The organism is uncultured Eudoraea sp. (assembly GCF_947260015.1).
GTDB lineage: Bacteria > Bacteroidota > Bacteroidia > Flavobacteriales > Flavobacteriaceae > Eudoraea.
Map to the genome: position 1 here is coordinate 42,479 of NZ_CAMYOM010000008.1, position 20,273 is coordinate 62,751.

23 protein-coding genes and 1 pseudogene are annotated in these 20,273 nt (G+C 34.9%); all 24 read right to left on the bottom strand.

The genetic code is table 11. The annotated features are described in order from the left end of the window. Positions 1-23: 23 nt before the first annotated feature. Positions 24-581 carry a DUF1697 domain-containing protein gene (locus Q0X66_RS05910; RefSeq protein WP_297704242.1) on the bottom strand — a complete coding sequence of 186 codons (558 nt, stop codon included), beginning with the start codon at positions 579-581 and terminating at the stop codon, positions 24-26. Positions 582-807: 226 nt separating this feature from the next. Next, positions 808-2,358 (bottom strand): glycosyltransferase family 39 protein, encoded by a 1,551-nt coding sequence (locus tag Q0X66_RS05915; protein WP_297704244.1) that lies wholly within the window; start codon positions 2,356-2,358, stop codon positions 808-810. 39 nt (positions 2,359-2,397) lie between these two features. Next, positions 2,398-2,817: a hypothetical protein gene (locus Q0X66_RS05920; protein WP_297704246.1), complete on the bottom strand. Its 420-nt coding sequence runs from the start codon at positions 2,815-2,817 to the stop codon at positions 2,398-2,400. 185 nt (positions 2,818-3,002) lie between these two features. Next, positions 3,003-5,147 carry a M1 family metallopeptidase gene (locus Q0X66_RS05925; RefSeq protein ID WP_297704248.1) on the bottom strand — a complete coding sequence of 715 codons (2,145 nt, stop codon included), beginning with the start codon at positions 5,145-5,147 and terminating at the stop codon, positions 3,003-3,005. Between the two features lie 167 nt (positions 5,148-5,314). After that, complete coding sequence (locus Q0X66_RS05930) at positions 5,315-5,791, bottom strand: hypothetical protein (RefSeq protein ID WP_297704250.1); 477 nt, start codon at positions 5,789-5,791, stop codon at positions 5,315-5,317. 9 nt (positions 5,792-5,800) lie between these two features. Next, positions 5,801-6,193 (bottom strand): hypothetical protein, encoded by a 393-nt coding sequence (locus tag Q0X66_RS05935; RefSeq protein ID WP_297704251.1) that lies wholly within the window; start codon positions 6,191-6,193, stop codon positions 5,801-5,803. A gap of 10 nt (positions 6,194-6,203) precedes the next feature. Further along, positions 6,204-6,995: a methyltransferase domain-containing protein gene (locus Q0X66_RS05940; protein WP_297704253.1), complete on the bottom strand. Its 792-nt coding sequence runs from the start codon at positions 6,993-6,995 to the stop codon at positions 6,204-6,206. A gap of 45 nt (positions 6,996-7,040) precedes the next feature. Then, entirely contained in the window at positions 7,041-7,361 is a 321-nt protein-coding gene (locus tag Q0X66_RS05945) for a hypothetical protein (RefSeq protein WP_297704255.1), read from the bottom strand. 1 nt (position 7,362) lies between these two features. Next, positions 7,363-7,686 carry a hypothetical protein gene (locus tag Q0X66_RS05950; protein ID WP_297704257.1) on the bottom strand — a complete coding sequence of 108 codons (324 nt, stop codon included), beginning with the start codon at positions 7,684-7,686 and terminating at the stop codon, positions 7,363-7,365. A 191-nt stretch (positions 7,687-7,877) separates the two neighbouring features. Then, a complete protein-coding gene (locus Q0X66_RS05955; RefSeq protein ID WP_297704259.1) occupies positions 7,878-9,410 on the bottom strand; it encodes a GMC family oxidoreductase in 1,533 nt (510 codons plus the stop codon). A gap of 2 nt (positions 9,411-9,412) precedes the next feature. Then, a complete protein-coding gene (locus Q0X66_RS05960; RefSeq protein WP_297704261.1) occupies positions 9,413-9,796 on the bottom strand; it encodes a hypothetical protein in 384 nt (127 codons plus the stop codon). Between the two features lie 193 nt (positions 9,797-9,989). Further along, positions 9,990-10,211: pseudogene (locus Q0X66_RS05965) on the bottom strand (AraC family transcriptional regulator); the annotation flags it as partial. A 367-nt stretch (positions 10,212-10,578) separates the two neighbouring features. Then, positions 10,579-11,151 carry a sugar O-acetyltransferase gene (locus tag Q0X66_RS05970; protein ID WP_297704263.1) on the bottom strand — a complete coding sequence of 191 codons (573 nt, stop codon included), beginning with the start codon at positions 11,149-11,151 and terminating at the stop codon, positions 10,579-10,581. A gap of 198 nt (positions 11,152-11,349) precedes the next feature. Next, entirely contained in the window at positions 11,350-11,730 is a 381-nt protein-coding gene (locus Q0X66_RS05975) for a nuclear transport factor 2 family protein (RefSeq protein WP_297704266.1), read from the bottom strand. Between the two features lie 139 nt (positions 11,731-11,869). Continuing rightward, complete coding sequence (locus tag Q0X66_RS05980; RefSeq protein ID WP_297704268.1) at positions 11,870-12,754, bottom strand: hypothetical protein; 885 nt, start codon at positions 12,752-12,754, stop codon at positions 11,870-11,872. Positions 12,755-12,961: 207 nt separating this feature from the next. Then, on the bottom strand, positions 12,962-14,029 hold the full coding sequence (arsB, locus tag Q0X66_RS05985) for an ACR3 family arsenite efflux transporter (RefSeq protein WP_297704270.1): 1,068 nt from the start codon (positions 14,027-14,029) through the stop codon (positions 12,962-12,964). Positions 14,030-14,031: 2 nt separating this feature from the next. Next, complete coding sequence (locus Q0X66_RS05990; RefSeq protein WP_297704272.1) at positions 14,032-14,646, bottom strand: protein-tyrosine-phosphatase; 615 nt, start codon at positions 14,644-14,646, stop codon at positions 14,032-14,034. Positions 14,647-14,697: 51 nt separating this feature from the next. After that, entirely contained in the window at positions 14,698-15,027 is a 330-nt protein-coding gene (locus tag Q0X66_RS05995; protein ID WP_297704274.1) for a metalloregulator ArsR/SmtB family transcription factor, read from the bottom strand. A 255-nt stretch (positions 15,028-15,282) separates the two neighbouring features. Next, positions 15,283-15,663, bottom strand: a complete 381-nt coding sequence (locus tag Q0X66_RS06000; RefSeq protein ID WP_297704276.1) for a hypothetical protein — start codon at positions 15,661-15,663, stop codon at positions 15,283-15,285. A 132-nt stretch (positions 15,664-15,795) separates the two neighbouring features. Further along, positions 15,796-16,446: a YceI family protein gene (locus Q0X66_RS06005; protein ID WP_297704278.1), complete on the bottom strand. Its 651-nt coding sequence runs from the start codon at positions 16,444-16,446 to the stop codon at positions 15,796-15,798. Then, positions 16,439-17,068 (bottom strand): intradiol ring-cleavage dioxygenase, encoded by a 630-nt coding sequence (locus Q0X66_RS06010; protein WP_297704280.1) that lies wholly within the window; start codon positions 17,066-17,068, stop codon positions 16,439-16,441. The genes Q0X66_RS06005 and Q0X66_RS06010 overlap by 8 nt, the downstream gene beginning before the upstream one ends. Before the next feature lie 89 nt (positions 17,069-17,157). Further along, a complete protein-coding gene (locus Q0X66_RS06015; RefSeq protein WP_297704282.1) occupies positions 17,158-17,952 on the bottom strand; it encodes an SGNH/GDSL hydrolase family protein in 795 nt (264 codons plus the stop codon). A 30-nt stretch (positions 17,953-17,982) separates the two neighbouring features. After that, the gene (locus Q0X66_RS06020; RefSeq protein ID WP_297704284.1) at positions 17,983-19,632 is read right to left on the bottom strand and encodes a hypothetical protein; all 1,650 of its coding nucleotides are present in this window, start codon (positions 19,630-19,632) and stop codon (positions 17,983-17,985) included. Between the two features lie 83 nt (positions 19,633-19,715). Further along, entirely contained in the window at positions 19,716-20,207 is a 492-nt protein-coding gene (locus Q0X66_RS06025; RefSeq protein ID WP_297704286.1) for a GyrI-like domain-containing protein, read from the bottom strand. Positions 20,208-20,273: the final 66 nt, after the last annotated feature.

Sequence of the window (20,273 nt, forward strand, 5' to 3'; positions counted from 1 at the left end):
AGATTCTATGAGATTCTATAATTTTAGCTGTTGGCCTCAAGTTTTTTCCCTATTCGTTCAATAGTTTTCCAATTTCGGGTGGTAATATCCTTTCCGAAATATTTCTCCATAACTTCCATTGCTTTTGGTGTTCTTGATACCGAAAGGTCCAGAACACTAAAGATGGTTTTGTCGCTTTTTCCGATTATTATGTATGCGTTATCAGAACTTTTCCAGGGCAGTTCCAATTTAGTGCCATCATTCATTCGCAAAAATGATACATATAATCTAATATCTTTGGTAAGTTTTACATCTTTGAACGGATTATTACTCAATAATTTATAAATCATGTCAGATTTTCTAATTATAGTTGGAATGGAGAATCCAAACGTTTTTTCCAAATGCTCTGAAACCTTCTTTTCAAGGCTGGAGATACTTTCACAGGTTGAATCAAAGATTATGTTGCCCGAATTTAATAGAGTCACTATGTTTTCAAGTTCCAATTTTTGTAACTCCTTTTTCAGCTCAGCCATTGGAACTTTATGGTGACCACCAACATTAATTCCACGTAGAAACGCAACATATTTTACTGAATTTTTCATTCAATGTAGTTTTTACTTAAATCTCAGGATGTACCTCCTAGGAGGTCACTTGTACAATTTAGTAAGTTTTGAGCAATTTTGAATTTTTCTGAACATTCTCCGTTGCTATTATAGGTTTTGTTATCAAATGTTCTTATTGTTTTTTACCATGTCCCTTTTTCCCACAAATCCAAGAAGGCAGCTGCGGATAAACCTAAAAAATCTACCAAAAAGTGAGCAAATATTGTTAGCGGTAGTTATCCTTTAATTCTTTCATCATATTCTTATAGAATATTTTAGCTTTATCATTCGGTGATTTGCATAAGTATATCTTAGTTCCATTTTCTCTGAAATACTTATTATCAATTGTTTTAATAAGTGTAACTTTTTCAAATAATTGCGGCAGGCGAGTGTCGGGATTTATATCATTTCCTAAATCTGAATGAATATAAATGACATAATCTTTTGAGATGCTGTCGGGAGCCCAAAACACAAAGCTTCCATTGGGTGAAATGGGTTGTGGAATTCCAATTTCTTTACCATAGAACATCACGGCACCGGCTTGTCCGTAGTGATAACAATAAATATCACAATTGTCTTCATTCTCTTCACCCAGGCTTATATATATCTCCTTAACCACTTCACCAATCTCTTTCCAACCTGTCATATCCGCCATATCCTGGGGAATATCGTGATCAACACCATCCTCCCATCTAAAAGCTCCCTTATTGTTAACCTTATCTGGCGTTATAAAAGGAATCCCATCAACTGAGAGCGAAACATATAATGAAAAAAACATTGATATCACCAGGAAGCTGTAAACGTAGCTCGTGTATTTCTTAACGTACTTCTCTATAAAATATGACCCGAACACAAACAGAATGGGATAAATACCTAATGTATAATAGGGTTTACCACTTCCTGCCAATAGTAAAAGAATAAGAAATATATAGATATAGCCAAACAACCTATACTGCTTTTCTTTTCTATAAAATAACAAAATGATCAAGGCAAGAATCCAAATTAAAAGAGCTTGAATATTCATTAAAAATTGCGCTATAATAAAATCTGAAGTTCGAACATGAATAAGTTGGGTTTCCCGAAGTTCTGTCATGTGCTGTAAAACGGGCCAGCTATTTTCATATTGCCAAAATAAGTTTGGAGAAATTATGGTTAGTCCTATGACTAAAGCCATTATGAAATACCTGGATTTATACAAATACCTGTATTTCGATAGTATTAACGAAAATGCAAAGGCCGCATAAAAGAACACAATCGAGTATTTATTCAGAAAAGCAAAACCGAAGACTACAGCGATCCACAGCCAGATTTTAGGATTGTTGCGTGAGATCATCCTAAGGATCAAATATCCGGATAATAACCAGTAAAAATGATTAAAGGCAACTGGTTGAAAAAGAGCATTGGTGTGCAGGAATGAGGGAGAAAGTATGTAGGCAAGACTGGCAAGTACGATTGCCTTTTTTTTACCACCCAATTCTTTAATAAACAAGCCAATTATAATGAGATTTAATGCGCCAATAAGTGCAGGAAAAAACCTTAGGCCAAATACTGTATTACCGAAAATTGATGTAGCCAGTTTCCCGATGACAGCAATTGATGGAGGTACCGAAACATAACCCCAGGCAAGATGTTCACTCTGTGCATAATAGAGATAGGCATCCCTGTGTAATTCAAAGTTAGAGACAGTAAAAAAGTGAATAAGAAGCTTTGCTAAGGCAAAAATTAATATCAATTGCCATTCAGCAGAAATATTGAGTCTTAATCTGGCTGGTTTCAATTTATTATTCTTCCCCTTTTTGAATTTCTTAAATCGATTTTAATTCTTAGACTTCTTAATTATTGCAAGTTTTCCGCCTATCCAAGCCATTGGAATATAAGCAAATGCAAGGTCTGTAACCACAAACCAAGTTGGTGCAGGGAGCATTAAGCTGGCAAGAACTCCACCAATCAGGAATAATACTCCAATACCAAGAGCAAATTTCATCTTGTGGTTTGTTGCAATCAACCCGGCAATAACAGCTCCAATCAAGGTGCCTAATGCGTGTGCTAAAAATGGGAATATAAAATATTTAAAGTCTAATGTAGGCATTACGTTCGCTAAAGCCTCCATATCATTTGGGTCAATACCTTCAATCGGAAATGCACCATGACCAATTTTGATCAGACTTAAATTAATAACACTTCCAATTAACCATCCTGCTATTACAGCTAAAATATTTCTAATTATTGGGTTCATAGTTACTGTTCTTGTAGTTTAATTATACCAAACGCCTTTGTATATGAAAGGTAGCGGGTTTCTACTTACAAATTTTCAGTTTAAAACTGACCTATACTTTATTCATTTTATTTCGTTTAAGCACCAAAATCTCAATTTTTATATACGTTGTCAGCTACTTTTGTTCAATTAATTATTTAATAAAACTATTTTTTCTGCCCAGTGACTGTAATTCCAAAGGCCTCTATTTTGATCTCAATCCCTACTACTTTTCCTGCTTCCTCTTTAAAATTTATTTCCATTGCACCGTCTGTTGTTGTAAAATTATTTTTATCTATCGGCAATAAGTATCCAGAAAATCCGGAACGTGTTATTTTAAAAAAGAAAATCCCTTCTTTTTCAGTAATGATCGCTTCAACAGGAAATTCATTTACCTTATACACACCTAAAACTCCTTTATTTAAATCAAGTTTTTTATAGCGCTCGGCCAGAGGAGGAAAATAATTGTCCAGCTCATTAAAATCCGGAAAGTCAGAATTTAGCACAAAGGACTCTACTTGTTTTTCATTCGGGATTCTTATAGACAACCTCTTGTTGTCATCTTGCCATGTAGATGAACCAATAATAGTAGAATACGTTTTAGGTTTACCATTTATTTTAGTTTGGTATTCAACATTCACACTAACAGGTACAGGTCTTTCTCCGAGCCTCTTCACTACAAGTTTACCATTCTTATAGGACTCGATAGCCACATCGGGATAACCCATTTTAAAATACCAAGACTCCCAAAGCCAGCTAAGATCTTCCCCGCTTACATCTTCAAAAGTGTAGAAAAAATCATAGGGCGTGGGTGATTTCTTAGCCCATCGGCGAATATATTCTCTAAATACTTCCAGAAACTTTTCTTCACCAAGATGCTGATAAAGAAGCGCATAGGTAAATCCCGGCAGGGCGTAAGAGTGATATCCATAATTGTTACCCATATACTGCGAAGAGGTTACAGTTGGCAAATCGCCAATAGTCCCAATGGTACTTTGCATGCCAAACTTAAAACTGGAGTAAAATGAAGCAGTATTATCCTCATCTGAAAAATATTTGTGTGTAACCAGGGCGGTAATAAAGTCGGCCCAGCCTTCGTCCATCCAGGCAAATCGTCTTTCATTAATTCTCACATACATTGGGAAATAAGTATGAAACATCTCATGGATAGTTACTCCTTTGCCCGGGCCATCATTATTGGCCATCATCGGAAATTCCATACCTCCACCTCTAAGACCAATAAATGTAGTGAATGACGGATATGGATAGGGGATGCCGGGAATATCTTCTGAGAAGTGTTTCATTGTCTTTTGCTGAACAAGAGTCACTTCCTTGTAGTCTTCCTCTTTTGCCATAGGATAGGCTGTACTGATTAGCACATCATTGCCCGATACCTTCTGAGATAGAGCATCCCATAGAAAATGGTCACTCATAGCAAATGCAAAATCCGAAACTTCGGTAGCCTTATAATTCCAGGTGTTACTTTTTAACTCTAAATTGGTTAAGTCCTCTTTTGTTACCACCTTAACAAGCTCGGTTGAAGTCTTTGCTCTTATGTATCGCTCGTGGATTTTTGAAGGGAGTACCGCTGAGCTATTTTCCAGGGTCCCTGTTGCCCAAACCAGAAAATTATCTGGTGCGGTAATGTTTACATCAAAATTCGCCAGGTTATTATAAAACTCTGTGTCGAAGGTGTAGTTGATTCTATCCCATCCAAAAATGTCATCATATACTGCTATTTGCGGATACCAATAGGCAACAAAGAAAGAGGTACTATCTATGGCTCCTGTTCTTCTTACTGTAAGCGGCACCTTTTGTTCCCATTGAAAACCTAAAGTCACCTCACCTCCGGATTTTAGAGGTTCCGTTAAAGTTATGATTAGATTCGTGCCTGATCTTTGAACCATACCTCTGTTGGTCATATCATATTTCTGGCCATTGACGGTAAGTTCTTTTATGTTGACTCCTTCCCCAATATCCTTTTCATTTACTGACATTCCCCTTGCATTTCCCTTTTTGAAAACATCATAATAGAGACGGACAACTATTGTGGGTAATTCGTCTGGGCTATTGTTTTTAAAAACGACTGTTTCTTTTCCATCGATTGCTCTTGTTTCGGGTGTAACAACAACATCTATTTCATATGTTACTCTATTTTGCCAATATTTAATTCCGGGTTTACCATCTTTTGATCTCGTATCATTCTTATAGGCCTCCTGAATTTCTTTTGGAATGTGAAGCTCACTTTGAGCATTAATAAGATACGTGGTCAACAAAAAACTCAATCCGATAAGTATTGTTTTTATTTTCATAATTATTTATTTATTCTCCAATTGTTGTTAATGTTCCTATATGTGAAAAGTATCATTTTTTTATTCGCTCTTCTTTCGGTTAAGCCTGTGCTTTGAATTTATATATTTTTTCATTTAAGTATAGATTCTGACCTTATTAATACGCGGCGTTGGAATTTCATCATTTTTCAAATTTCAATTTCTAAAACGATTATTAGAATCAATATTCCTAAGCAAGCAAGTCCACTTATCACCGCTTTTACAATATCCGAATTTTTAGTCGTTTTTTTCAGTTGTGAAATCCGATTATTAAAAATAAGAACTAAAATAAAAGGTAAACTTATTAAAAATCCGTATCCGTAAAACGTGGTCGGATGATATAATTGTTCCATTGCATTTCTAATAAGTCCAAAGAAGATATAGTCCATTATTAAAGCCAATAGAAGGAAAATTAACGAAATTATTAAGGCGCCTTTGATCAAATTTGATTTTGGAAAGGTTTTCAATGCCAGGAAAGTCGCATAAGCCCATAAAAAGGGATTAATAGTTAACATCAATGTTATTCCTAAGGTTGTGTTATAGCTCCAGGGAAACCATAAAATAAGATTGGAAGCCCAATAAACTGCAAATCCAATTGTAAAAACATATAGCAGCCATTTATTCATATCATTCGGTTAAATTCTCCAAAAAGGCATGTATTCAGTCCAGCCAAAACAAATTGAGAAAAATGCATGAATTAATGGTGCAGATAAGAAGCTCAGTACTAAATACAGTAAAGTCCTTTTAAAATTCATTTTTAAGACCAGTGGTGGTAACAAAACATTCATTAATACCGGGATTGTATAATAAATCCACCATTTCAGTCCCCAATTTGCACCATATTTTCCAAATAACATTCCAATAATTACAACAATTACAGAAAGTAAAAAAATCAGTTTTTTCTTTTCTATAAATTCTTGTTTTCCAATGACTATCCTGATTACAACAAAGAAAATTATAAATGAAGCAAGAATCATTATTGGAAAATGCCAATTTGTTGAAATGCCTGGTAGCATTAATTTTTGCATTGGTCTTGTTTTAATTTTTGCCTCTCACTTCATTCAACTTCATTGTCATTGAAATTGCATCATTTTCTACCCAATTATCATATTCCGAAATAGCTCTAAGTCTCAAGGCGTTATCCAAATATCCTTCTTCAACCATTTGCATTGAACCTGCTACTTTCGACCAAATCCCCACTTTTGAACTGAAATCTTCTCTTATTCGCTCGTAAACCTCATTTGAATTTATGATCTCAATTGAATGAAATCCGACTTCTTGCATCATATCTGATAAATCATCAGCAATTTTATTATTCATTCCTTCGTCTTTCCGCCACTTTAAAAAAGTTTTGTAAAATGATTTCATAGATTGTGGAGGTTTTGGATCCCATTCTAATTTTTCATGGTTATAGTCAAGTATAGATATTTGCCCATTCGGTTTAAGTAAGCTTTTCATTCTTTTTAGAGCATCTTTTGGATTACTAAGCCATTGTAAAACACGGGCAGATACTATTAAATCAAATTTTTCTCCCGTCTCAAATTCAAATAAATCAACATGGATTAACTCTAAATTTTCGACATACTTATAAGTTTGTTTTCCACTTTCTATAAATTTTTCGGTATTATCAATTCCTATTACTCTTCCTCTATTTCCAATAATATTCGCTATATCCTTTGAAATAGCTCCTGTGCCACATCCAACATCCAAAACAATCATTCCTGTTTTTAATATTGGGATTAAAGTTCTATAATCAATTTCTAAACTTCTGTTGTCAAAAATTTTTGTTGCACTATGGCCATCTCTTTCAATATGCTTATTTCCTTCCATATTTTCTTGTAAATTTCAAAGAGGTATATTCTAACTATTAGGAAATTAATCTTTATAATCAAAGTCTATTTTAAGTCCACCAAACCACCTTGCAAATATATTATACAGAACAGCCTCAACAATTCCTGCTAAAAATCCAAAGACTGCAAATATAATGGGCATACCAATTATTGCTCCAAAGGCCAGAACTGTGCCATAACTTAATCCCGGCGTTTCCTCCGAAGTAATCAATCCAAAACTTACAAGTGCGTCAATAATCAGTCCTCCAAATGAATACAGTGTGCCGGCAAGCAAACCAGCAAGTGCCATAAGAACAGCCTGGAATTTTGCGAAAGAGAATACTCTAATTCTACTTAATGTTTTCACTCTATTTTGGTTCCAGCGTCATTACATAATCAAAACTCTCATTTAAGTAGTTGGCCAAATTGTCTAAATCTTTTAGCATTTCATCCGGAATTAAAATGTACCCCCTCATTGTAGCTCCATATGATTTATAAATCGTAGTATCAAGTTCTTTCATGTATTTCTCCTGTACTTCCTTAGAAAACCTGATTCCTATTTCACCAGCTTTATTGAATAGTGAGAACATATATCCATTTGCGGATGTGTAAGGCATTGTTTTTCCTTTTCGCTCAAATCTTGGGCATTTTGCTACAAGTTCATCATATATTTTTAATCTTTTATCCCACATAATTTTAGATTTAAAAATGTATTTCTAATTACCCCTAGCTTTTGGAACTTATTTAGTGTTTGATTAATGTATACTTGGATTATATAGTTTAATTTTTATTATCTGAATTGTTCTAATTACAGCCAACGTTTATTTTTTGTTTTAGCCCGTTTAAATCAATTGCAAAAGACAGTTTCTGTTTGAATATGTTATTACATTTTGTTTTTTAAATAATTTGATAGTCTTAGTGATAATGCTGTCAAAGTAAGTGTAGGATTAGGTGCCCCGGAAGTTGGGTAGCATGCTGCCCCGGCAATGAACAAATTAGAAATACCATGAACCTGGCAATTGGAATCTACGACTCCTTTCTTTGGGTCATCAGCCATTCTTGTTGTGCCCATATGATGCCACCCCCCATTAGTACTATCTGGGAAAGTATCGTCATTTTCATCCCTCAAAAATTCTTTAAGTTTAATTCTACCAATTCCTGCAACACCTACCTGCTCCCCAAGAATTTGATAAATTTTTCGAACACTGTATTTGTCAAGAGCAGTCAATTGCCAATGAAGATTGGCTCTTGGTACGCCAAGTTCATCCTTTTCTTCTCCAAGTGTAATTCTGGAATTTGGATTGGGAGCTTGTTCTATTCTGGTATTGAGCTGATAAGCACGTTCAATGTTTCCTTTTTCTCCTTTGCTTTTTTTTGCTGCCTCACCCCAGTTGGCAAACATGTTATCAGCACTTTTTCTGGGGTCACCCTCTTGCCAGGTTTCCATTCTAGGTTTTTGATGTTTGCCAACACTAAGGGGCAAAAGCGACGCAGTCCCGTTCAACATTTTTTCTTTCGACTGTACCTCTTCTGTAATGGCCAACTCTGCACTTGCCTTTGTCTCTCCGTAATCCCAGGAATACAAATCTGTAGGAAATGGTTTAGCCAACCACAATTCAGCAGAAGCTACTTCTAAATGTTCCTGAAAATATCTACCAACCAAATCATTCTCATTACCTAAGCCTTGTGGTGCTTGAGAGTTTGCAGCCAGCAACATACGCGCATTCTGAATTGTTCCGCAAGCCATGACAAAGTGCCTGGCACGGACCTTATGTGTTTTCCCTGCATAGTTCTTGACAACTACCTCCTTAACTTTGGAGATATTATCTTCAGTTTTGATATCAACCGCATTCGCATAAGTATAGAGATGAATATTTTTAGCCTCAATAACAGTTTTCTTATATAAATCACCATAGTGGGCTTGGCTATACTGCCACATCTTGTTCCAAACTACTTTTTTGTCAAGCGGAAATGGGGTTAAATTTGGCAGTTGCTCATTCCAGTAGTCGTACTCATAATTATATGGACCTAGTTTCAGAACTTTATTCGCTTTTTCATAAAAGGGATCAAGGTCTTTTTTGGTGATTGGCCATCCGCTGTTTGGCACCCAGGCTCGTTCTTTAAAATCAACTGGATCTAATGGTGAACACATGCCAGCCCAGTGGCCTGTTGTTCCTCCAAAATAATGAAGACGAACAGATTTTAGTGGAAAGTACCTTTGGCCAGTTGTCTTCCCTGCATAAAGTTCTTGAACTTTATCGTCATATTCAAACCCGCCCCCTTCAAGTAAGATTATTTTGTAAGGAGAATCTATCCAATCCAAAGCTATACTGATTCCTGCAGCTCCTGCTCCCACAATGCATATATCCCCTTCTATAATCGAGTTATTTTCTAATTCTCTAGCGTCAATATGCATGATTAGTTGTTTTGGGTTAAAGAAAAAAGTGCACATTGGCGGGCTTCTGTCCTGGATAAGATCCAGCCAGCTATCATTATCGTATTACCTGTTTTGTAATCATTGGTTATTTGCTGATTTAACATTTCGGTGTTTTCAATAATGTCGGTCGAAACATTATTAGATAAAAGTTCAATAAGCTTAGGCTCACTGTTTTCATCTGAAAATTTCTCAAGATATAACATCCCAATTTCACTGATTGTGTTATCATCCCATATGTATGATAACAATTCAGGCTCAGATAATAATTGATCGTTTTCCGGATCACGATATTTATAATACCAGGTTGAAATTGCAATAGCTGAAATCCCAATTCCCGTCAATAAGACAAAATTTCGTCTTTTCATTTATCAGTGTTTTTAGGTAGTTAGTTTTCTTTTTATTTATTTTCAAAGAGGTACAACGGTATGGTATAAGCTTTCGTTTTCCTGCCCGTCCGGTCTCCGTCGGACACAACCTTTGCCGACGGCTCACATGGAGGAAAGCCACAAATAATGTTGTATTTCGTTTACAATGTATTTAATTATGCGCCCATTAAATTTATGAAAAAGCCATTTCACGTTTAGACTTTCTGTGGTATTCTTTAGGCGATAATCCAGTATATATTCTAAAAGTTATTCTAAAATCCTTTTCATCATTGTAACCCAAGCCATACATTACTTCCAGAATGGTTATTGTAGTGGCTTCCAATTTCTTTTTAGCAACTACAATTTTAACTCGTTGAACATATTCTAAGGGGGTATTGGTAATAACCCTTTTAAATCTACGTAAAAAATTTCAGCCGTTCAAATTTACTATTCCGGCTTTAATTTAGTAGGCATTGTTCTGAGCTATTGCCGAATTTATGGCAAACGATAAGTAACAAAGTATCATTACACATTTTAGTAATCTATTCATATTGGTGGTTTTTTAATAGTTGCCGGCTGGCAATGAATTTAGTTGGCTAGAGTTAGGTATTAAAAACAGCTAATTTTGAATTGTATGAAAAGGAGTCCTGAATTATAGACGTTTTTATGTGCTTTGTTGTTCGTGCTTGAAGATTTTTCATATTGCACATAACGGTTTGTGCATGAAACCTAGGGCATAAAACAGCTATTTTTAATAAACATTGTTGCCACGAGTTTTTACTTCAGAGGTCTTTTTTAATTTCGCAAGGATTTCCAAAAGCTAAAACATTATCAGGAATATTCTTCGTTACAACACTTCCTGCTCCTATTGTTACATTATTTCCAATCGTTACACCTGGAAAAATTACAGAATTGCCTCCAATCCAAACATTATCGCCTATGGCTACTGGTTTTGCGTAAGTCAAATAACGAGATTCAATTCCTTTTCCAATTATTCTTTCTGATGCTTTCAAAGGATGACTAGCGGTGTATATTTGTACATAAGGTGCAACCAATCCATTTTTCCCAATGGTAATTTTATTGTTGTCCAAGAACATACAGTTCGCATTAACGAATGTATTTTCTCCAATGGAAATATTCGCTCCATAATCGCAATAAAAGGGTGTCTCAATCCAAACACCTGAACCTTTAAATTCAAAGAGTTCAGTTAAAATATTTTCACGTTCCTGGGTTAGTTCCGAATCGAGATTATTGTAAGCTTTTAGTAATATTTTTGCTTTGTGGTACATTTTTATCAATTCCGAATCTCTGGAATTATAAAAATCTCCATTAAGCATTTTCTCTTTTTCAGTCACAAGTATTTTTTTAAATGTGTGGCAACGGTCCTGGCGATGATTTAGGCACGGGTTAAGTGCGCGTGCTGCGTCGGGCAAGCTGGCAAAACGAACGCATCCTATCTACCTTGAAGCCAAGATCTAATTTTTTTAAAAATAGCAATTTTTGAATTGAGTTCTAAGGAAGCACTGAATTAGAGCCATTGTTGTACGAGGCTATTATTTTCTTAATTCATCTACCATTTCTCGACTTTTTACAGTGTCGTAAATAATTTTGAGCCTATTGATGGAATTGTAGTCGTCGAATTCCAAAATATCCACTACATCAAATTCTACCAGTTTGTTATTTTTCATTGTCCATTTATATTCAAAATACAGGGCTAATTTATTTGAATCATTTTCTTCAAATATTCCCTTTAACCTTAATTTGGAATTAATGGTATCATTACTTAGTTCCACATAAAATTTATTGGCATTTAATACTCCATAAACAGGAGAATCCACAAGCCCATTTTTCGTGAATAATTTCAGCAACTCTTTTGTATTTCCTTTTTCAAGTAAGTCCAAGTACTTTAATGCAACTTCTTTTTTGCTCATCATATGTTATAGGGATTAGGTTATTTTTTTGACTTGCTTACAACGCTTTGTGTATGCGAAGTATTAGATTTCAATTCACTTAATTTTCGGCTTATCACTGACGCAGCCATTACTGATACGCAATGTTACCAGACGTTTAAATCTACTTTACTTTATACACGCTATAATTCCTGGACCATTCAGTTGACTTGCCAGGTTTAATAAATATACTAAAGAATAATTCCGGGCTTATTACATGCTTCAATCCCCAAAGATTCACCTTATTTGTTTTAAAACTTCCGGTTTCTCTAATTCCAATTTTACTTTTGAGGTTTATTAATTCCCATGCTGCATCAACATTTTCACCACCTGTGAGGTTACTAAAAAAGAATGGCTCTTTTGGCGTACTATTAAATTTAATTTCATTTTGCCCGATGTCAACTTTTTGTTCAGGATTAACCGTTTCCTCAAATAATTCAGGTTTTAATTGAAATGGAAATTTTAATATATAATTGTCTCCTATTGCATCATTATTTATTGCCGTAAAGTTGTGGACGTATTCATTTGTAATAATATCTTTTATACCGGTATTTTGTAAATTATATTTAATTGTAAAACTATTTTCACGTAATTCAATTTCTTTTCTCAAGAAATACGAATAGCCATTTACAACTTTTGATTTGCAGCTAATTAAAATTCTATTCGCTTCATAAATAATTTTAAATTCGGCTGGTTTAATCTCGTAAGTTTTACTAAACAGGTATTGAGTATCATCTTTTTTTAATAAACCAATACCTATTTTATGAAACCAACCACCTATGTCGGTCTCATCAAAACCTAATGCGGTATCAATTCCGAATTCATTATAAAATCCTTTTCCAAAATAATTCTCATTTTGGCAATCAGTTCTTTCAATACCTGACAATTGAATGTTTTGAAATTTTACCTCCACAATTTTACCGGTCCAATCAAATCGTGAGAAATTATAATTTTCAAATGGAATATCAATTTGAATTTCCAGGTTTTTGTTTTTAAGTATATGTGTCATCGCAGGAAAAGAGGAATAGATTAAACCTAAAAGAACAGTTTATAATATTTACTCGTACAATCAATGTCTGGTTACGTTTCTGTGTATGATTTGTATGGCAAAGGATCCGACGGATTTTCAACCGTAGCAAATCGGTTAATTAAATATAGGATTTTTATTTAAAGTTCACGCGAGGGCATGGCTTATATACATTTTTACCCACTGGCTTTATCCGTTCTGCCTGGTTTTAAGCGTAGGCTTTTCGTAGTACTTTTTCCGCAACCAAAATGAAACCCGAACCAATAAAATCAGAGCGGGAACTTCTACTAAAGGACCAATAACTCCTGCAAATGCTTGTCCAGAATTCAGTCCGAAGACTGCTATGGCAACTGCAATAGCCAATTCAAAGTTATTTCCTGCTGCTGTAAAAGCTACCGAAGCGGTTTTATCATATTCCGCACCCGTTGCTTTTGTAAAGAAAAAACCAATAATAAACATTAAACTAAAATATATAAGAAGTGGAACAGCTATGATTAATACGTCCATGGGAATTTCAACAATCAACTCTCCTTTTAACGAGAACATTACAACTATAGTAAATAAAAGTGCAATCAAAGTGATTGGCGAAATAGTTGGAATAAATTTTTTCGTGTACCATTCTTCGCTTTTGAGTTTAACCAAAATCAATCGGCTCAAAATTCCCAGCACAAACGGAATACCTAAATAGATAGCTACACTTTCGGCAATAGTTCCAATTGAAATATCCACAATTGCACCTTCAAATCCGAAATAAGGCGGAAGAATAGTTATGAAAATATAAGCGTAAAAACTGTATGCAAAAACTTGAAAAATACTGTTCAGCGCTACCAACCCTGCACCATATTCGCTACTACCTTCGGCAAGGTCGTTCCAAACGAGTACCATTGCAATGCAACGAGCCAAACCAATCAGAATCAATCCAACCATATATTCAGGATAATCCCGTAAAAATGTGATGGCCAAAACGAACATTAAAACAGGACCAATAATCCAATTGAGGATTAGTGAAATAGAAAGGATTTTTGTGTTTCGAAAAACTTTTGGCAAAAGTGAATAATTGACCTTTGCCAATGGCGGATACATCATTAAAATTAATCCGATGGCAATGGGGATATTTGTTGTTCCGCTACTGAAAGAATTTATGATGTCTGGAAATGAAGGAACAAAATAACCAATTCCAACACCCAAAGCCATTGCAATGAAAATCCAAAGTGTCAGATAACTGTCGAGAAAACTTAATTTTTTATTGGACGCCATATTTATGAGTTGATTTGAGCGAAAACGTAAAATAGTTCGGTTGCAATTTGAAGACTTCTTTCGTTGTATTTTTCTGCCTGTTGCGGAGTATTGTCAAATACTTTTGGGTCTTCAAAAGTTATTGGAATTCGTTTTTCTGCACCTGCAATAAAAGGACAACTACCATCTGCTTGCGAACAAGTCATTATAGCTGCAAACTCCGATTTTGGGTTAAAATCGTCATCCAGTTTTTTAGAAAATCCGATTATAGGATGCTCGTTTTCTGCATATTTAATGCTGTAAATTGGGTTTATGTTTTCTGAAATCGTTTTTACTTCAAAACCAGAATTCTCCAAAGTTTCGGCAACCATTGGAAAAAGAGCTGTAGATTCCGTTCCGCCCGAATAGCAAAACACATTTTTTATATTAAAATAAAATGCTATTGTTTGTGCCCAAACTTGTGATAAATGACTTCTGCGAGAATTATGTGTACAAATAAAGTTTATGCGGATTTCCTGGTTGTATTTTACTTTTATTTGGATGAAATCTATTAATGCTTGAAGGGTTTCTTTGCGTTCCTCCGATATACTTTCAATATTTAATGAATTGATAGTATTTTCTATTTTGTTGAATAGCATAGTTTTAATCGATATTGGTTATTTGTTTATACGATTAATGAATTGATTTTTTTAACAACAATCTCCTTTTGGAATGTTCTGGTCTAGAAACTGTATCATAACTTTTTTCATTTTAGTCCAATTATCGGCGTTGATACAGTAACAAACACTTGTTCCTTCAACCTTGCCTTTAATTAAACCCAAATGTTTTAATTCCTTAAGGTGTTGAGAAATAGTTGGTTGAGCAAGTCCGATTTCGTTTACCAAATCTCCGCATGCACAAGTGTCAATTTTGAATAAATGCTGTAAAATTGCCACTCTTGCAGGATGCCCAAAAACTTTCGCAAATAAAGCAATTTCGTTTTGCAGGTCGGTAAACATTTCCGTTTTGGCTAATCCCATATCGTTGATTTATTAGTTCATTGCAATATTACGATTAATATTCTAATACACTGTTTTTTGAGGATAAAGGCAGAAACAGGCCTTTTATTTTTTTGAGCTTTGGCTGTGTGGTTGGAAAAAATAAATGGGCTGTATGCGGGTTGGCTTTTCAGTTTGCAGGTAACTTTACGGGTATGTGGCGTGATTGACTGGTTTACGCCATGATCTCATACCTATTGTTAACTGCTGTTTTATTTCCATACATCTTATCTTCTCCTATTCATGAATCTTAATCCAGTCTATTGAGTTGTCGTCTGATAGTTTAATGACCAGTGTTTTAGTATGCAAAGGCCAAAATCCCAGACGTTTCTGAGTTATCATGTAGTATAGATGGCCTTCATTACTTCGGTCTGGCTCCCCAAGTAGCTCTAAAATTTCATCTTTATTTAGCGCCCTCAAGGTATCGTTGTAAACTAAGTCATTAAGCATTTGAGCTCTGTAAGGATAATCCGGGCCTTCATTAGCTCTCCACCGGGTTTTGTCAAATGTAATTTCGGCCACTGTCCCGCGGTCTGATAAGTCTGATTTTTCTTCCTTTTCAGTATTACAGGCTAAACAACAAATGAGCAGTAATGGTATAAGAAATCTTATTCGCATAGGGATTTTATTATTTTATTACAGCTAACGGACTTGTGTATGTGTAGTAGCCAGATTCAACGCAAAAAGTTTTCAGTTCAGCACTGAAATTAGTATTAGGTTTATATTTTTGTTTTGTCACTATCTCCATTATTATTTAAATACATTGTTGTCCACAGTTTTTAGATTAATGCTCAGTTCTATGTCATTATCCACTAATGTTTTATCGACTAAATTTCCTTCGTAAGCTATGTTCCATTGAAATCGGTCGAAAGTGAATTTTGTCAAAAATGTATTGGCTTGATATGTGGCTCTAAACTCTATGTTCTTTGTCACATCTTTTAAAGTCAAATTTCCTGAAATCAATAAACTATCTGAAGATATTTGATTGCTGTTTGTAATCTGAAATTCAGAAGTTGAAAACTTCTCCACGTCAAAAAAATCTGAACTTTTCAAATGTTCGTTAAGGTTTTTCCTTGGAATAGGCTCGTGTTCCGGGATATCTGTTACTCCGATTGTAGACATATCTACGATAAAATTACCACTTATTAACTTCCCCTTTTTAGTAATAAAATAACCACTCTTTAACTTAATTTCTCCTTCGTGTTTTCCAGCACCACGCATTTTGGTTCCCTTCCAATGAACAGTTGATTTAGCAAGGTCAACTTTTATAGTGTCGCCTGTAAGTTTTGAAGTTTGCGTAATTTCCTCTGCTACAGTGGCTTTTGGAGCATCTGAATTGTGTTTGCCAATGCAAGACCAAAGAAGTAATGAAAACGTAAGAATTATAAAAACCTTATTCATAGTTTGGAATGTTTAAGCCTAAAACGATATCTCTATTTAAGGTTAAAATACCATCTTCAAATTTTGGTTTTACAATTCCTGAACCACCGCGTTTTTCCAAATTTTCTTTTTCTTCTTGCGTTAACAGCGGGTCATCATCGAACACAAATTCATCAAGGTAGTATTCATTCTTATTGGGTTCTTTTACTGTAATATGAATGTGTTCAGGTTCTATGCCGCCCGGATAAGCACCTGGTCTAAAGGTGAAAAACGTATATTTTCCTGTTTTGTCCGTTTTAATCCAACCGCGAATGTAGCCGTGTCTTTTCGCCCAGCCTTGCTCAGTACCTTTGGTGGCATAAATCCCGTTTCGGTCTGTTTGGTATATGTAGAGAATTACATTCTCGGCAGGCGTTTTACCGTCTTTTTTAAATACAGTTCCTGTCAGTTTTAATTTGGGTTCAGTTTGATCATAATCAGGAAGAGTATCGGTTGGTAAAAGTTCCTTATCACCATACTCAAAGATAGCTTCACATCCTTCACAAGGTCCGCCTACAATTTTGTTCGAGTCATTTTTCCTGGTCTGTGATTGACAAGCTGTTATTGTGAGCATCAAAAACAGAATGGGCATATATATTTTCATTTTTGGTTCAAATTTTGGGTAACGGTTGGGCTGTAATTTCATTGCGCCTGCGACGTGATGAAGTATAGCCTTTGTTACAAATACTTGTTTTAATTTTTGAATTCTTTAATTACCAATTCCGCTATTTGATTGTGGCAACTTGTCATTGGGTGCCACTCATCGTACCATAGATACTCTCCCGGTTCAGGGAATTTGTAAGTTCCTTTCCAAGGGGTTTTATTAAATTGATTTTCATTTACTAAATCATTCATAAATGTGTAGATATCTATGAAGTATATCTTTATATCCGGATGGGCTTTCACCAATCCGGTATCCTTATCAAAAAGCATACTGGCAAGTTCTGAATTAAACCTTTTGGTCAATTTTTTAACCGCTGGAATAAGATGATGATACTCCGTCTTTGGGCCATATCCAAGTGATATGGTAAGATCAAAATTATTGAAGATAACGAAGTGTTTTCCACCTTTAGCAATTAATTTATTAAGTCCGGTTTTAATATTCTTAACTGAATTTGACGGGTCATCTTTATTGTCCCAATAGTCGTTGACACCAATCCAAACAGTAAACAATGTCTCGTCCGGATTTGTCGACATTTTATAGTGGTCTATTTGCCAATTAAAGCCCGACCAATCGAACCCAAGGAAATGACCGTCATCTGTCCTGGCGCCCCCCCACGCCCTGTTGTCAACTTCTTGACTTTCCATCTTCTCCGCAAGATATTCGACCCATACATAACCATTCGTGTCGCGATTAAACCCATGGCCATTTATGTATCCATTATCTGTGAAACTGTCACCAAAGGCCACTATATTTTTGAATTTTTGGCTACTCCCATTAATTGGAAAGAAGAAAAGGGATATAAATAGAAGGAGTAAAGTTCTCATCTAATTTCTCTATAACGCTATTGTGAATGATTATTTCCGACCAACTTCCTTGGCCCAATCACCTCTATAAATTATTTTTTGGTCGTGAATTTTAAAAATGAACTTACCATATTTAACTGAAATTCCGGCAGATGCGTTTACAATCCAGCAATTATCAGGAATAATAAAGAAATTTTCAGAGGTAATTATCTTTTTATCCAATTGATCATTAATGGAAACTGATGCCTGTGGTCCTATTTCCCATCCGAGGTGGGTATTATAGCTTAACTTCAAATCACCAACAAATTCAAAATCTTCACTGGTCTCTATTTTGGTTTTGATGCTCGCTATTTTTCCTTCATTTAAATCTTCTCCGGGAGTCACTTCAATGGTTAATCCAGGCAATTCGAAAGCTGTTTTTGACGCCAGAATATTGATAGATTCGTTTTTAATAATTTTATTGTCATTATCGTAAAATTCGAAAGCAAGTTCCATATCCTCTATTCCAACAGGGTCAATTGTCAATTGATCGGCAAAATAGCCTTCGCTTGTTATGTTTTTAGTGTAAATAACTTTATCACGAAATTTCACAACAACTTTTTTTACATCCTTGTCATTAAAAAGCTCTAAAGGTATTTTAGTATTGGTATGCAATGATTTGTTTTTTGGACTTATTATCAGCCCTTTCATATAATCTCGCATTGCAAACCAAACCGGACGGGGCGAACCAAATTTGTCGTTCAAATCGCTATAGCCCCAGAAACCAAACCATTCTTCGGGTTGCTCTAAACTATGATCACTTTTTGAGCCACCTTTCCACCAACCATCGGCATAATAAAATGGACACATACCCACAGCGCCGGCATCAATAAGGTCTCGATAATTCGAGATAAGCCCATCGCTTTGTTGTTTTAGGGTGTTCGAACCATAACGGCCATTGCCTCCTTCTGGCGAAACTGAATATCCAAATTCGGTAGTTATAAACGGTTTGTCTAATCCGTTTAATTCATTTAAACCTTTAATATAATCTTTAAAACCCATTGTTGCTGTTTGACCCTCATTGTGGTCATAACAATTGTAGGCATAAACATCAAATAAACTTTCATCCATAAAGTCGCTAATCATAGCATTTGCCGAAAGTGTTACCGGAATTCCGGGATGTTCTTTATGAATAATATCTATTAGGGTTTTCATCAGGTCAACAAATGCCTTGCCTGTAACTTGATAGATATGATCTGTTTGAGGTTCATTGATAACCAGATAAGTAATTATACAATCATATTTTTTTGCATAGTTCAAAACTCTTTTCAACTCTATCTCGCTCTCTTTCACAAATTCAGGATCGCCATAATCTTCTTCGGGCTTAATATCTATACCCATGATAAGTTTCAAACCCGATTCTTGTACGAGTTTCAATTGAGCTTCAGAATATTGGCTCCAGGTTCTAATAGTATTGTAACCACCTTCTTTAATCTTTTCCAGATCAAATTTCATTAATTCCAGTTCATCTTTTTTTGCATCCTTATAAGGGTGTTGGCCTGGACGAGCACCAATTTCATAACCGATTGCCTTTATAAAGTACTTCTGTCCGTTAAGGTGGTACCAATTGTCTTTTAATTCAATTTTCGTTTTAGATTGAGAATATCCGGAGATATCTATAACAAGAAACAAGATGATTGTTAATACTAAATTTAGTTTCATATACTTCTTTTTTTTGTGTTGCACACAACTTCTCGTGTATGTGGCGCGGCAGGCTTTTGCCCTACATGAAGACATATACTATGTTAGTCACTGACTTTATTTTTCAATTTAATTGGTATCCATATTTCTTGTTCTGCACCAGGTACCTTTTGCTGGTATTTTTCTCCTAAAACATCAAAATGAGGTCTGTCATCCACTATAAAGTCAGAGTTTGGCAACCATTTCGTAAAAATGTACTGGAATATGTTATTATCAGTGTATATTCCTTTTTGTGTAAAAACCGCATATTTCCCACCTTCTAAAATAAAAGCCTCCATTTCATTTGGAACATTCTCTATGTCTGATACCTCTACTAATGCCCATTTAGTAAAATAATTCGAAGGATTAAAATTCAAATAATAGTCTTTGGGATAAACTATCAAATCCAAAACATCATTATTTATTGAATTTAGTATTTCTTTTCTTCTTGGCATAAATGTACTAAACAATTTGAAAGTTTTGTTTTCCGCCAAGGACATTGAAACAAACATTCCAACTAGTTTTCTCTCTTTTAAAATTTTAATTCGCGGTTCCACAAATTTACTTTATTAGTTTCTGTCAATTTACATTTTTAAGTAAGAGCTTATCTATTCAGATTCATT

Coding starts and splice junctions, on each gene's coding strand:
- arsB (WP_297704270.1), bottom strand. CDS start 14,029: ATGGCGTCCAATAAAAAATTAAGTTTTCTCGACAGTTATCTGACACTT.
- Q0X66_RS05960 (WP_297704261.1), bottom strand. CDS start 9,796: ATGAAAAGACGAAATTTTGTCTTATTGACGGGAATTGGGATTTCAGCT.
- Q0X66_RS05930 (WP_297704250.1), bottom strand. CDS start 5,791: ATGAATAAATGGCTGCTATATGTTTTTACAATTGGATTTGCAGTTTAT.
- Q0X66_RS05980 (WP_297704268.1), bottom strand. CDS start 12,754: ATGACACATATACTTAAAAACAAAAACCTGGAAATTCAAATTGATATT.
- Q0X66_RS05975 (WP_297704266.1), bottom strand. CDS start 11,730: ATGATGAGCAAAAAAGAAGTTGCATTAAAGTACTTGGACTTACTTGAA.
- Q0X66_RS05920 (WP_297704246.1), bottom strand. CDS start 2,817: ATGAACCCAATAATTAGAAATATTTTAGCTGTAATAGCAGGATGGTTA.
- Q0X66_RS05940 (WP_297704253.1), bottom strand. CDS start 6,995: ATGGAAGGAAATAAGCATATTGAAAGAGATGGCCATAGTGCAACAAAA.
- Q0X66_RS05910 (WP_297704242.1), bottom strand. CDS start 581: ATGAAAAATTCAGTAAAATATGTTGCGTTTCTACGTGGAATTAATGTT.
- Q0X66_RS05955 (WP_297704259.1), bottom strand. CDS start 9,410: ATGCATATTGACGCTAGAGAATTAGAAAATAACTCGATTATAGAAGGG.
- Q0X66_RS06005 (WP_297704278.1), bottom strand. CDS start 16,446: ATGAATAAGGTTTTTATAATTCTTACGTTTTCATTACTTCTTTGGTCT.
- Q0X66_RS05935 (WP_297704251.1), bottom strand. CDS start 6,193: ATGCAAAAATTAATGCTACCAGGCATTTCAACAAATTGGCATTTTCCA.
- Q0X66_RS05950 (WP_297704257.1), bottom strand. CDS start 7,686: ATGTGGGATAAAAGATTAAAAATATATGATGAACTTGTAGCAAAATGC.
- Q0X66_RS06015 (WP_297704282.1), bottom strand. CDS start 17,952: ATGAGAACTTTACTCCTTCTATTTATATCCCTTTTCTTCTTTCCAATT.
- Q0X66_RS05990 (WP_297704272.1), bottom strand. CDS start 14,646: ATGCTATTCAACAAAATAGAAAATACTATCAATTCATTAAATATTGAA.
- Q0X66_RS06000 (WP_297704276.1), bottom strand. CDS start 15,663: ATGCGAATAAGATTTCTTATACCATTACTGCTCATTTGTTGTTTAGCC.
- Q0X66_RS05995 (WP_297704274.1), bottom strand. CDS start 15,027: ATGGGATTAGCCAAAACGGAAATGTTTACCGACCTGCAAAACGAAATT.
- Q0X66_RS06020 (WP_297704284.1), bottom strand. CDS start 19,632: ATGAAACTAAATTTAGTATTAACAATCATCTTGTTTCTTGTTATAGAT.
- Q0X66_RS05925 (WP_297704248.1), bottom strand. CDS start 5,147: ATGAAAATAAAAACAATACTTATCGGATTGAGTTTTTTGTTGACCACG.
- Q0X66_RS06010 (WP_297704280.1), bottom strand. CDS start 17,068: ATGAAAATATATATGCCCATTCTGTTTTTGATGCTCACAATAACAGCT.